The 12,193-nt window shown below is 71.0% G+C and carries 10 protein-coding genes and 1 pseudogene; 3 read left to right on the top strand and 8 right to left on the bottom strand.

Going from position 1 to position 12,193, the window contains the following annotated elements:
* The 4 genes and pseudogenes from AC156L_RS32705 to AC156L_RS32690 all read right to left on the bottom strand — a co-directional run.
* Nucleotides 1–1,001 (bottom strand): annotated as a pseudogene (locus tag AC156L_RS32705) (IS3 family transposase); the annotation flags it as partial.
* A 38-nt stretch (nucleotides 1,002–1,039) separates the two neighbouring features.
* A complete protein-coding gene (locus tag AC156L_RS32700) occupies nucleotides 1,040–1,528 on the bottom strand; it encodes an NB-ARC domain-containing protein (protein WP_330881978.1) in 489 nt (162 codons plus the stop codon).
* A 1,178-nt stretch (nucleotides 1,529–2,706) separates the two neighbouring features.
* Entirely contained in the window at nucleotides 2,707–4,233 is a 1,527-nt protein-coding gene (locus AC156L_RS32695) for a flavin-containing monooxygenase (RefSeq protein WP_330881979.1), read from the bottom strand.
* Between the two features lie 75 nt (nucleotides 4,234–4,308).
* Nucleotides 4,309–5,226, bottom strand: coding sequence for a Rossmann-fold NAD(P)-binding domain-containing protein (locus tag AC156L_RS32690; RefSeq protein WP_330881981.1), 918 nt, complete (start codon nucleotides 5,224–5,226; stop codon nucleotides 4,309–4,311).
* 89 nt (nucleotides 5,227–5,315) lie between these two features.
* Here AC156L_RS32690 and AC156L_RS32685 point away from each other — a divergent pair, with 89 nt between their 5' ends.
* Nucleotides 5,316–6,005 carry a TetR/AcrR family transcriptional regulator gene (locus AC156L_RS32685; RefSeq protein WP_330881983.1) on the top strand — a complete coding sequence of 230 codons (690 nt, stop codon included), beginning with the start codon at nucleotides 5,316–5,318 and terminating at the stop codon, nucleotides 6,003–6,005.
* Nucleotides 6,006–6,431: 426 nt separating this feature from the next.
* Here AC156L_RS32685 and AC156L_RS32680 read toward each other — a convergent pair whose 3' ends face one another.
* Entirely contained in the window at nucleotides 6,432–6,971 is a 540-nt protein-coding gene (locus AC156L_RS32680) for a pyridoxamine 5'-phosphate oxidase family protein (protein ID WP_330881985.1), read from the bottom strand.
* 270 nt (nucleotides 6,972–7,241) lie between these two features.
* Here AC156L_RS32680 and AC156L_RS32675 point away from each other — a divergent pair, with 270 nt between their 5' ends.
* Entirely contained in the window at nucleotides 7,242–8,483 is a 1,242-nt protein-coding gene (locus AC156L_RS32675; protein WP_330881987.1) for an APC family permease, read from the top strand.
* Between the two features lie 115 nt (nucleotides 8,484–8,598).
* On the opposite strand, the gene AC156L_RS32670 is transcribed toward AC156L_RS32675, so the two are convergent.
* A complete protein-coding gene (locus tag AC156L_RS32670; protein ID WP_330881989.1) occupies nucleotides 8,599–9,558 on the bottom strand; it encodes a helix-turn-helix transcriptional regulator in 960 nt (319 codons plus the stop codon).
* A gap of 62 nt (nucleotides 9,559–9,620) precedes the next feature.
* Between AC156L_RS32670 and AC156L_RS32665 the strand changes: the two genes are divergently transcribed.
* Nucleotides 9,621–10,763 (top strand): epoxide hydrolase family protein, encoded by a 1,143-nt coding sequence (locus tag AC156L_RS32665; protein ID WP_330881991.1) that lies wholly within the window; start codon nucleotides 9,621–9,623, stop codon nucleotides 10,761–10,763.
* A gap of 39 nt (nucleotides 10,764–10,802) precedes the next feature.
* Here the strand turns inward: AC156L_RS32665 and AC156L_RS32660 are convergent, their stop codons facing one another.
* Nucleotides 10,803–11,702, bottom strand: coding sequence for a pyridoxamine 5'-phosphate oxidase family protein (locus AC156L_RS32660; RefSeq protein ID WP_330881993.1), 900 nt, complete (start codon nucleotides 11,700–11,702; stop codon nucleotides 10,803–10,805).
* A gap of 4 nt (nucleotides 11,703–11,706) precedes the next feature.
* Entirely contained in the window at nucleotides 11,707–12,087 is a 381-nt protein-coding gene (locus AC156L_RS32655) for a hypothetical protein (protein ID WP_330881995.1), read from the bottom strand.
* Nucleotides 12,088–12,193 lie beyond the last annotated feature (106 nt).

Here is a 12,193-nt window from a genome sequence, read left to right as displayed (position 1 = left end):
GTTGTTCTGCAGCAACGCGAAGAAGCTTTCCATAGCTGCGTTGTCGCCTGCGGCGCCGACCCGGCCCATCGAGCCGGTCAAGCCGTGACGAGCGAGCGCGCGGACGAATTTCCTGGAACGAAATTGCGATCCGCGGTCGGTGTGCACCACGCGGCCGGCGACCCCACCACGGCGGGCGAGGGCGTTGGTGAGCGCGGTGACGGCGAGACGGGACTTCATCCGTGAGTCGATTGAGTAGCCCACGATCCGGTTGGAGCAGACGTCCTTGACCGCGCACAGATACAGCTTTCCTTCTGCGGTGCGGTGTTCGGTGATATCGGCCAGCCACAACAGGTTCGGCGCCGCGGAGGTGAAGTCGCGGCGCACCAGGTCGTCGTGGACCGGCGGGCCGGCCTTCTTGCCGTTGCGGCCACGTTTCTTGCCGAACGCGCTCCACCAGCTCATGGCCGAGCAGATCCGCCACGCGGTCCGATCCGCCATCGGCAGGCCGGTGTCGCGGGCCTCGTCGGCCAGGAACCGGTAGCCGAACTCTGGGTCGTCGCGGTGTGCGTCGAACAACGCGTTCGCCCGATATGCCTCCGCGAGTTCCGCCTGGACGACCGGGCGGGCACGCCACCGGTAGTACGGCTGTCGAGCGATGGTCAAGACCCGGCACGTCACCGCGACGGGAATCCCGTTCGCGGCCAGCTCGTTCACGAGCGGGTAGAGCCTTTTCCCGGCAGATTCGCCTGCGACAGATACGCCGTTGCCCGGCGCAGGACCTCGTTTTCCTGCTCCAGCAGCTTGATCCGCTTACGCGCCTCGCGCAGCTCGGCCGAGTCGTTCCTGCTGACGCCTGGTTTGGCGCCTTCGTCGACCTCGGCTTGGCGCAGCCACTTGAACAACGTCATCGGGTGCACCCCGAAATCTTTCGCGATCTGCTCGACCGTCACACCGGGCTCGCGATCACGAGCGACCCGCACGACATCGTCGCGGAACTCCTGGGGGTAGGGCTTGGGCACAACGACATCCTCCCAGGCCAGCCTCACGGCTAGCCACCTCAGATGTCACCTATCGGTGCAGCAGACCCGTTCACCAGATCCGCAGCTTCGTTGGCAGACAGCACGTCCAGCGCCACGGTGGGAACACCGCGCCACCCGCTGGCCTTGCGGCTGGTCACCACTACCGTTCCCGTCCGCACCCGTTCCAACACTCCGACCGCATCCGCCGGAGTGCTCAGGTTGTCCAACACCAACAACCACCCGTCGTGACCAGCCAGCCACCGAACACCCAACTCCACTCGCTGCTCCACCGACAAGGCCGCGGCCTGCGGCGCCATCGCCACGGCCAAGTCCGCCACCCCCGCTTCGACCGCCGCCAGCGAATCCGCCGTCACCCACCACACCGGCGAAAACCGGTCCGCATGTAACTCGGCAAACCGGGCCGCCAATGTCGACTTGCCCATCCCGCCCAGACCATGCACCGCCACCACCACCGCACGACCACCCGAACCCGCGACAGCGGCGTCCAACCGCGCCAACTCGCCCACGCGGCCCACGAACACAACCGAACCCGCTGGCCGACGACCAACACCCGAGACCGAAGGTACCGATTCCATTCGCGGCACGACCGGCGAGGTGTGGAGCGTGAGATCCCGCCCCGCGTGATAGTTCTGCCCTCCATCCGAGGCCGTGCTGTTCTGAGTGACTGGGCCTGGCACACCATTAGCCTCGGAGCCGACCAACCTTCACCTCACAACTCAATGGCCAGCCTGTCTAGCCGATCGTCACGACAATCGACCCCACCGCCCAGCACAACGCACAACTGCGGATATCGCCGGTTCGAGAGCAACCGAACGTCCGCACATGCCACTGACCGTGCTCGTTGACGTCCGCCACGGCCGCATAGCGCATGCCCACTAAGGCTCCGGTCCGAGTCGCCACAGAAGGTAAACGACGAACAGTCCGACCACAGATCCCTTCAGCGGCAAGCAACACACGCGGTTCACGTTGAGGCGGACTTCCGCAACGAAGTCAGCACGGACACGAGATCCAGCCAGACCGCAGGCGATCAAGCATCGAATGCCGCCTTCCGAGTAACTCCCAAGCAGCGGCATCCAGATCTAGGCGCACGGTCATGCGAACTTCTCGGTAAAGGCTCACGCTTCAACGGACCAAGATCAGGCCGTCCACAGGCCGTCGCAGGTCCAAAAACGACCAGTTCCAGCCGGATGCAACCGGATAAAACCAGCAGGTCAGCGACTTGGCGCCACGAGTCGTCGCAGGTCAGAATCGTGCCTGGTCATAACACTCCCTTAGGACGATGGGGCCGGGAGAACCATGATCAAATTCCTTCATCGCAGAACTCACCGCCTCCGCACCCCGGCCGCGGCGCCCGTGGTGATCACCGGTCCGGTGGGCGTCGGCAAGGGCGACTTCGCACCGCACCACGCCCACCGCGTGGCCACTGACGTGGTCGACGGCCAGCTGCACGCCGACCTGCGCCCGTTGACCGGCACCGCCCCGGACGCCGGCTACGTGCTGGACGGCCTCCTGCGCGCGCTGGGCGTTCCCCCGGACCGGATGCCGGGCACGCCCTGCCGACCACCACTCCCTTCCCACGCAGGCGGGGCGTTCCCGACACGGGCGAGCGACGACACCCCCGGTCCGTGGCACCCCCACGGCCCCCTCTCCCTCAGGACGTCCCCGGCCCCGGCGGACGACCGGGTCACCTCTCCCGTGCAGGCGGACGGGGCCGGGCGGCCCGCCCGGCCCCGCTCCCGTTCACCCGCGAGAAGGCCAGGTCCGCGTCCTGGACGGGAGATCGGCGCAGGAGCTTGACGTCGGCGTGGTAGTCCATGGACGTCAGCCAGGGTTTCCGGTCGCCCTGGCTCGGCAGCTGGTCGAGCGCGCGCTGGACGTACCCGGACGCCAGGTCGAGGAACGGTCGTTTCGGCATGGCCGCGTCGGGGACCGCCGGGACGCAGACCTCGTACCCGTGCGCGTCCATGTGCGCCAGCAGCCGGCAGAAGTACTCGCACAGGAGACCGACCTTGAGCGTCCACGACGACGCGGTGTAGCCGACCGCGAAGGCCAGGTTGGGCACGCCGGACAGCATCATCCCCTTGTACGCCACGGTGTCCGCCAACCGGACCGGCACGTCGTCGACGGTGACGGCGATCCCGCCGAACGGTCGCACGGTCAACCCGGTCGCCGTGACGACCACGTCCGCCCCGAGTTCGCGGCCGGATTCCAGCAGCACGCCCGATTCGGTGAACCCGGCGATCCGGTCGGTGACCACCGACGCGTCGCCCTCGCGGATCACCTTGAACAGGTCACCGTCGGGTGCCACGCAGAGGCGTTGGTCCCACGGGCCGTACGGCGGGTTGAAGTGCTCGTCGACCGGGTAGCCCGCGGGCAGCAGCGTGGCGTTGATCCGGCGGATCACCGCGCGGGCCGGACGCGGGAACCTCTGGCACAGCCACCAGATCGCCCGCTGCTGGGCGATGTTCTTGCGCCGGATGACCCGGTACGCGCGTTCCTCGCCGAGCAGGGCGCGCAGCCTGTTGCCGATGGCGTCCTTCGACGGCACGGGGAGGACGTAGCTCGGGGTGCGCTGGAGCATCGTGACGTGAGCCGCGGTGGCGGCGAGGGCCGGAACCACGGTGACGGCGGTGGCACCGCTGCCGATCACGACGACGCGCTTCCCCGCGCAGTCCAGGTCCTCCGGCCAGTGCTGGGGGTGCACCACGGGTCCGGCGAAGTTCTCCCGGCCCGGAAGATCCGGTGAGAAGCCCTTGTCGTAGCGGTAGTAGCCCGTGGCGAAGAACAACCAGGTCGCCGTGAACGCCACCACGTCACCGACGTCGGCGCGCTCGACCTCCACGGTCCACCTCGCGTCGGAGCTGGACCACGTCACGCCGAGCACGTGGTGCCGGAAGCGGACCTTCCGGTCGATGCCGTGCTCCGCGGCGGTCTCGCGCAGGTAGTCGAGGATCTTGTCGGCGCTCGCGATGGCCCGCTCGTCCCGCCACGGCTTGAACTCGTAGCCGAAGGTGTGCAGATCGGAGTCGGAGCGGATTCCGGGGTAGCGGAACAGGTCCCAGGTCCCACCGGTGGCCGCGCGGGCTTCGAGGATCGCGTAGTCGCGGTTCGGGTGGTCGCGCTGGAGGTAGTACGCCGCACCGATACCGGAGATCCCGGCGCCGATGATCAGGACGTCGAGGTGTTCGGTCTCGACGGGAGAAGTGGTCATGTGCGCGACTCCCCGGCCTGGCGGACGAACCCGACGGAACCATCGTGTTCGCCCGCCGTGCCGCGGGGCAAGGGCTCACCCCTCGGAGAGGGAACGGACCGCCTCGCGCAGCGAGTCGTCGATCGGTCGCGGCTTGAGCCCGAACACCTCCGTGGACTCGGAGGAGTCGAGGACGAAGGGCCGGGTGAACTGGTACGCCGTGGTGCGCAACTCCTTCACCATCGGCGAGAACAGGCCGATGGCGCCCAGCACCGGGGCCGGGATCCTGCTGAGCTTCGGTTCGCCGACACCGGCGACGGCGGTGAACCGGGTGGCGAGTTCGCGCACCGTCAGCGGCGGCTCGGTGGGCACGGGCCACGCCCTGCCCCACGCCCGCTCGTCGGTGGCGACGGTGGTCAGCACCGCCGCCACGTCGCTGATCGACGTCCAGCTGTGCGACACGTCCAGCGGCGTGGGCGACCACGCCCGCTTCCCGGCGAGCAGCGGCGCGCCGAGGCCGAAGGAGAAGATCGAGTTGGCCTCGATGTAGTCGCTGCCCCGGACCTCGGTCGCCCGGATCCGGCCCGCCTCGTGGGCGGCGAGCGCGGCGCGCCACATGTCCGCCTTCAGCTTCAGCTTCGGGTGGGTCGCGGCGAGCGGCGTGGACGCGGTCATCGGACCGTCCACCTCGCCGTACCCGTACAGGCTGCCGGTCATCACGTACACCGCACCGGACCGCTCGGCGGCCGTGAGCAGCGCCGACGCGATCGGCGGCCAGTCCGTGAGCCACCGGTGGTACGCCGGGTTGACGCAGTTGTAGAGCGCGACCGCGCCCTCGGCCAGCGCGCTGAGCCGACCGGCGTCCCCGGCGTCGGCGGCGACCCGTTCGACGTTCGGGTGTTCGGGCCCGCCGCCGCTCCGGCTGACCACCCGCACCTGGTCACCACGCGACGCGAGCAGCAGGGCGGTACCGGAGCCGACCGGTCCGGAGCCGACGACCACGTGCAACGACATTGGGATCCTCCTCGGAGAAAGAGCAGTGCTCTCTAAGTAGAGCACACTTTCCGAGAGCAGTGCTCTCTGTCTCGTGCGACAATCTCGTCATGTCAGCAGGCTCCCTCCGCGCCCGTGTCCGGGCCGAAATGACCGAGGAGATCAAGACGACCGCTCGCCGCCACCTGGCGACGGACGGCGCGAACCTCTCCCTCCGCGCCGTGGCCAGGGACATGGGCATGGTGTCCTCCGCCCTGTACCGCTACTTCCCCAGCCGCGACGCCCTGCTGACCGCCCTGATCGTCGACGCGTACAACTCCCTGGGCGCCGCGGCCGAGGCGGGCGACACCTCGGTCGCCGACCGCACGGCCCTGCGCGGGCGCTGGCTGGCGATCTGCCACGCCGTCCGCACCTGGGCCCTGGCGAACCCGTCGGAGTACGCGCTCCTGTTCGGCAGCCCGGTCCCCGAGTACCACGCGCCGGAGGACACGATCGCCGCCGCTTCCAGGACCCCGCTGGCCCTGATCAACGTCCTCAAGGACAGCTACGACGCGGGTTTCTCCACCGCGACCGACCACCTGCCCACGGTCCTGCACGCCGACATGGCCCGCCTGCGCGACCGGACCGTTCCGGGCCTGCCGGAGGAACTCCTGGCCCGCGGCGGCATGGGCTGGATCCAGCTCTTCGGCGCCGTCAGCTTCGAACTCTTCGGCCAGCTCAACAACGTCGTGGAAGCCCGCGAGGCCTACTTCGGGTACCAGATGGGCCGGGTGGCCACGACCATCGGCATCCCCGACTGATCCCGATCGGCGCTCAGGCCGTGCCGCAGGCGCCGGACCCGACGTCCTCGGCCAGCGTCGGCCCGGTCGGCTCCCAGGACAGGCTCTCCCGCGTGAGCGCGCTGGAAGCGGCCATGGACATGGCGGAGAAGTCGCCGACGAACCCGAGGTGCTTCCCCGCGGCGGAGCGAGTCGAGGTCCCCGAGGAGCGCCGTCGCGCCCTTCTTCTCCAACGACAGGGCGGAATCAGCTTGTCGTAGCGAGTGGCCGCCGCCCGGTGGCGCTTGAGCCGGTTCAGGATCGCCTCGTCGGGCACGCCGGGTTCCAGCGCTCGTTCGCGGCTTCCGCTGTTCGCTCGTGGGAGCGACGGTGCGCGCACACCTCGGCTACCGAGGAGAAATCCGGTCCACGGCAAGGCGAGCAGGCGGATGCCGAAGATGGCGGCCGTCAGGCTGACGGGTGCTGGTCGAGCAGCCCGACGGGGTCGGTGCTGTAGGCGACCATCCAGCTGGGGTCGATGCGGTACCAGATGTTCTCGTCCCAGAACGGGTCTTCGCCGTCGCCGTCGTAGTGGGTGACGAGGTAGTCGCGGATCGCCGGCCAGGTCGGGTCGCCGCTCGTCCCCTCGGGGTTCAGCGGAACGGCGTGTCCGTGCGTGAAGATGCCGAGCTGCTCGCCGCGCATGTAGGTCGCGCTGATGCCGGGCCGCGCCGCGAGATGACGGGCTTTGGCGGCCTGGCGGTGGGTGCCGACGATCCAGCGGCCGTGCAGGAGGTGCCCGTCGGCGCCGCTGATGCGTGGCTCACCGCGCCGGGTGACCGTGGCGATCGCCAGGGTGCGCATGCCCTGGCAGACCCGCACGACCTGCTCGGCGTCCAAGGTGCTCTCACCTGGCCGGATGATCGATTTGAGGTGGCTGCTGGAGCCGGCCAAGGACGTGTCGAGCAGGACCTGGAGGCTGCGGAGTTCGTCGGGGGTTTCGAACATTCGGCTAGTCAACCAGCTCCCACCGACAGTGTCGGTACAGCCGAACCCCGTGGAGGTCGATCACGTGCGTGAAGCAGGTGGGTCAGTCGGCGGGACGCTCCCGAGCCCGGTCGCGGTGGGCCTGGACGCACGCTGGTCCGCCCCCGGTCACCGCTACACCCCGGTCACGAACTCGGGATCCGGGACGGTCTCCACCATCGGCGTCCGGACACCGTCCCACCGGACAATGGGAACCTCCGCCACCAGCACGTCCAAGCGAAGGACGCGAACGTGACACCTCCTCGACTGGCTCGTCGACTGGGCACCGGCGACGCGGTGACCATCGGTCTGGGCTCCATGATCGGCGCGGGCGTCTTCGCCGCCCTCGCTCCCGCGGCCCGCGCCGCGGGGGCCGGGTTGCTCGCCGGGCTCGCCATCGCCGCCGTCGTCGCCTACTGCAACGCGACGTCGACGGCACGGCTCGCTGCCCGCTACCCGTCGTCGGGAGGAACGTACGTCTACGGACGCGAACGCCTCGGCCCGTTCTGGGGTCACCTCGCCGGGTGGGGCTTCATCGTCGGCAAGACGGCGTCCTGCGCGGCGATGGCCCTCACCGTCGCCACCTACGCACTGCCCGATGCCGCCAGGCCGGTGCGCGCCGCCGTGGCCGTCCTCGCCGTCCTCGCGCTGACCACCGTCACCTGCTTCGGCGTCCGGAAGTCGATCGCGGCCACCCGCGCGATGGTCGCGGTGGTCCTGGTCGTGCTGGTCCTCGCCGTCACCGCGGCCGCGACTGGCGGCCACACCGCGAACCTGGCGTGGACACCGGGCACGACGAGCACGTTCGGCGTGGTGCAGTCGGCAGGTCTGCTGTTCTTCGCCTTCGCCGGGTACGCCCGCGTCGCGACCTTGGGTGAGGAGGTCCGCGATCCGGCGCGCACCATCCCCCGCGCCGTTCCGCTCGCCCTCGCCATCACGCTCGTCGTCTACACGGCCGTCGCCGTCGCCACGCTCGCCGCGCTCGGACCGGCCGCGCTGGCCGTCACCCCGGACCCGCTCGCCTCCGCGGCAGCGCCGTGGCCGTGGCTGGTGCCCGTGATCCGCGTCGGCGCCGTGGTCGCCGCGCTCGGTTCGCTGCTCGCCCTGATCCTCGGCGTCTCCCGAACCACCCTGGCGATGGCCCGCGACGGCCACCTCCCACGCACCCTCACCGCCGTCCACCCCCGCCACCAGGTGCCCCACCACGCCGAGATCGCCGTCGGTGCCACCGTCGCGGTTCTCGCTGCCGTGGTGGACCTGCGCGGCGCCATCGGGTTCTCCTCCTTCGCGGTGCTGGTCTACTACGCGATCGCCAACGCCTCCGCGTGGACGCTGCGCGCCGACGAGGGTCGCCCGCCACGGGTCGTGCCCGCGACAGGCCTGCTCGGCTGTCTCGTCCTGGCCGCCGCGCTGCCGGTCGACTCGGTCCTCATCGGCGCCGCCGTCCTGGCCGTGGGCGCCCTGCTCCGGCTGGTGCGGCGAGCCCGCGTGTGAGGTCGGGACGCCGGATGCGACCGGACTGGACCAGCGACCCGGTACCGCGAGTCGCCGCAGGACCACGCGTGGTCGTGGCACTCCCCGAGGACGGTGGGCCCGCGAGCGCCGGGATTCACGCGGACGCGCCGCCCGCCGCGCGGCGGAACCTCGTCGCGAGGCGGTCGAACGCCGCCGCCAGCTCGTCCCCGTCGACCACCTCGACGTCGACGTCGAGCTGCGCCATCCACAGCGCGAGGCGGTCCGGGTCGTCGGCGCCCAGTTCGACGCGGCACGTGGACTCGTCGACCGCCTCGACGTCGACCGGGATGTGGATCCTCGCCGCGACCTCCGCGGCGGGAGCGTGCACGAGTACGCGGGCGCGGTACCTCCAGGCTCCCCTGCTGACGCGGCTGACGACGTGCTCGACGGCGCTGTCCCCCGGGATCTGTCGCGGTCGGAACCGCGCCCCCGTCGGTGCGCGCGGAGCCATGCGGTCGACGCGGAAGACCCGCCAGTCGTCACGGTCGAGGTCCCACGCGAGCAGGTACCAGAGCGCTCCCCAGGTCACCAGCCGGTGCGGTTCGGCGTGGCGCGACCCCTCGTCGTCCCCCGGCTTCGTGTAGCCGAACCGGAGCCGTTCGCGGCCGCGGATCGCGGCGGCGACCGCGCCGAGGACGGAGAGGTCGAGCGGCGGTCCGGCCCCCTGGACGACGCTCGTCGCCTCGCGCACCGCCTCCACACGGCGGCGCAGGCGCGAGGGCAGCACCTGCTCCAGCTTCGCGAGCGCGGTGAGGGACGTCTCCTCGACCCCGAGCCCCTGGGTCGCGACCGCGCCCAGTCCGACCGCGACGGCGACGGCCTCGTCGTCATCGAGCAGCAGCGGGGGCATCGCCGTCCCGGCGGCCAGCCGGTACCCGCCCGAGACGCCGGGGCGCGCATCCACGGGGTACCCCAGCGACCGCAGCTTGCCGATGTCGGCGCGCACGGTCCTCGTGCTCACGCCGAGCCTGCCCGCGAGTTCGGAGCTCGTCCAGTCGCGCTTGAGCTGGAGCAGCGACAGCAGTCGGAGCAGCCGGGCCGAGGTCTCCACCATGTCTCGATCATCCCGGGAATCGCGGAAGGGATCCTGCCGCATTGCCTGGGAGCGTCGACGTCATGAACGAGAACACCGCACTCACGCCGTTCCGCGTCGCCGTCCCGCAGGCGGACGTCGACGACCTGCGCGACCGGCTGGCTCGCACGCGCCTGCCGATCCCCGTGCCGGGCCGGGACGACCGCACCGACTTCAGCCGCGGCATCCCGCCGGTGTACCTGGAGGAGCTCGCCGAGTACTGGCGCGACGGGTTCGACTGGCGGGCGCAGGAGGAGAAGCTCAACGAGCACGGGCAGGTCACGACGGTCGTCGACGGCCAGACGTTCCACGTCGTCCACGTCCGGTCCGCGAACCCGGAGGCCACCCCGCTGATCCTGAACCACGGCTGGCCGGGGTCGTTCGTCGACTACCAGCGGCTCATCCCCCTGCTGACCGACGAGTTCCACGTGGTCGTCCCGTCCCTGCCCGGCTTCGGGTTCTCCACCCCGCTGTCGGGGACCGGCTGGGAGCTGGCGCGCACGGCGGACGCCTACGCCGAGATCATGACGCGTCTCGGCTACGAGCGGTTCGCGGCCCACGGCACCGACATCGGCGCGGGCACCACCGGCCGCCTCGCGGCCGTCCACCCGGAGCGCGTCATCGGCACGCACATCGGCAGCGACCCCCGGTTGCTCGGGTTGCTCGGCGTCAAGTTCCCCTACCCCGAAGGCCTGTCCGATGACGAGACCGCCCGGATCGAGGCGGTGCGCGCCGAGGACGCGGCCGACCACGGGTACCTCCGGTTGCAGGACCACCGGCCCGACACGATCGGCGCGGCGCTCACCGACTCGCCGGTCGGCCAGCTCGCGTGGATCGCCGAGAAGTTCAGGACCAGGTCCGGCGGCGGCTACCGGACGCCGGACGAGTCGGTCGACCGCGACCAGCTCCTCACCAACACCAGCCTGTACTGGTTCACCCGCAGCGGCGCGTCGAGCGCGCAGTTCTACTACGAGTCCGAGCACTCCGGACTCGCCCTGGCCATGGCCTCCGACGTGCCGTCCGGGTGGGCCGTGTTCGACACCCACCCGCTCGTGCGCCGCGTGGTGGACCCGTGGAGGGCGGTCGACCACTGGAGCGAGTTCACCGAGGGCGGCCACTTCCCCGCGATGGAGGTGCCGACGCTGCTCGCGAACGACATCCGCGCCTTCTTCCGCGGCAAGTCCTGACGGCGTGCTCATCGCACCGCCCCCTCGGGTCGGGGGCGGTCAGTTGAAGCGCGAGTACGCGGGCGCTGTCCAGGCCGGGGGGAAGGCGTTCTCGGTCCAGACCGCCTCGGTGACGCGGAAGACGGTCTCCAGGCCGTTGGCGGGCCCGCTCCCCCGTTCGACGGCCTCGCGCACCCGCGCCGCGCCCGTCAGCTGGAGGGTCGCCCCGGACTCCCAGTCCGGGAACAGCAGTCCCGCCGACGGGTTCACCCCGAGGTTGCCCGCGGTCATCATCATCGCGTTGCCCGCGTAGTCCGGCCAGGACAGCTCGGTGGGCGAGACGACCTGGACGAAACCGGGGTTGCCGCCGCGGTGCGAGACGTCCGCGCCGACGTCGGCCGCCGTCGCGATGAAGAACGTGTCGGCGGTCGACACGAGGACCGACCGGCTCGTGTCGAGCCGGTCGGCGCGGCGCACGACGGGGTGGGAGGCCGCGGGTTCCCCGGTCATGACGCGGGCCTGGATGTACTTGGGGCAGTTGCCGAACGCCTGGTGCACCTCCACCTCGCCGCCGCGCGGCGTCGGCCGCCACCGCCCGTTGACCCGCAACCGCTTGCGCATCAGCAGGTCGATGGCGAGGGTGCCGACGTCCACCTCGTCCCGCAGGACGTCCGCCAGCGGGTCGGTGGGCACCGGGGTGGCGTCGACCCGCAGCGTGTGCGGGTCGGCCGCCGAGAGGAACCCCTCCGGCCCCACCAGGGCGGTGGCCCAGGGCCGCCCGTCGCGGTCCCGGGCGCCGAGCACCAGCATCCGCCGGCGCACGAGGAAGTCGAACGCCCCGCGGGGGATGGCGTCCGAGATGATGGGCCGGACCCTCTCCGCCATCTCGGAGGTTCCGGCCACCCGTTGCGCTTCGCGCTCGCCGGGGTGGAAGGCGAGCCGGTCGACGAGGTCGGCCACGGCGTCAGAAGGTCAGGACGTGGTAGCCGGACCGCACCAGTTCACCGATGCTCGCGACACCGGCGGTGCCGGGCGCCTGGTTCTGGCTGACCTGCTTGACGTCCTCGGCCTCGACGCCCCCGGTCGCGCCGAAGGCGGTCGCGCAGCCGCCGGACGCCACCGTGGCGACCTGCTGCCTCATCGCGGTGTGCAGCTCGTGCGCCGGGTGGGCCGGGTCCGCCGGCACGGCGGGCCAGCGGGTGCCCGCGCCCTGGAAGAGCACGAGCGCCTCACCGCCCTGCGCGAACTCCCGGGCGGCGGCGAGCGCGTTGACGACGCGGCCCAGGGCCTCGTCGGTGCCGGTGGACGGGTCGGACAGCACCACTACGGCGGTCTTGCTGCTCATGGACGCGCGCTCCTCGCTGTTCGGAAGGCCAACGCCCACCATAATTACCGAACGTACGGTAAACTTCAAGGTGTCCACGGTCACCCGCTTCCCGCACGGCGCGCCT

The organism is Umezawaea sp., from assembly GCF_057122925.1.
The sequence above is the reverse complement of the archived record's forward strand: the minus strand, read 5'-3'. Positions and strand labels throughout refer to the sequence as shown.

Excerpts from the sequence above, each read along its gene's own strand:
- AC156L_RS32695 (WP_330881979.1), bottom strand. The coding sequence starts at position 4,233 with ATGACCACTTCTCCCGTCGAGACCGAACACCTCGACGTCCTGATCATC.
- AC156L_RS32690 (WP_330881981.1), bottom strand. The coding sequence starts at position 5,226 with ATGTCGTTGCACGTGGTCGTCGGCTCCGGACCGGTCGGCTCCGGTACC.
- AC156L_RS32685 (WP_330881983.1), top strand. The coding sequence starts at position 5,316 with ATGTCAGCAGGCTCCCTCCGCGCCCGTGTCCGGGCCGAAATGACCGAG.
- AC156L_RS32680 (WP_330881985.1), bottom strand. The coding sequence starts at position 6,971 with ATGTTCGAAACCCCCGACGAACTCCGCAGCCTCCAGGTCCTGCTCGAC.
- AC156L_RS32670 (WP_330881989.1), bottom strand. The coding sequence starts at position 9,558 with ATGGTGGAGACCTCGGCCCGGCTGCTCCGACTGCTGTCGCTGCTCCAG.
- AC156L_RS32665 (WP_330881991.1), top strand. The coding sequence starts at position 9,621 with ATGAACGAGAACACCGCACTCACGCCGTTCCGCGTCGCCGTCCCGCAG.
- AC156L_RS32655 (WP_330881995.1), bottom strand. The coding sequence starts at position 12,087 with ATGAGCAGCAAGACCGCCGTAGTGGTGCTGTCCGACCCGTCCACCGGC.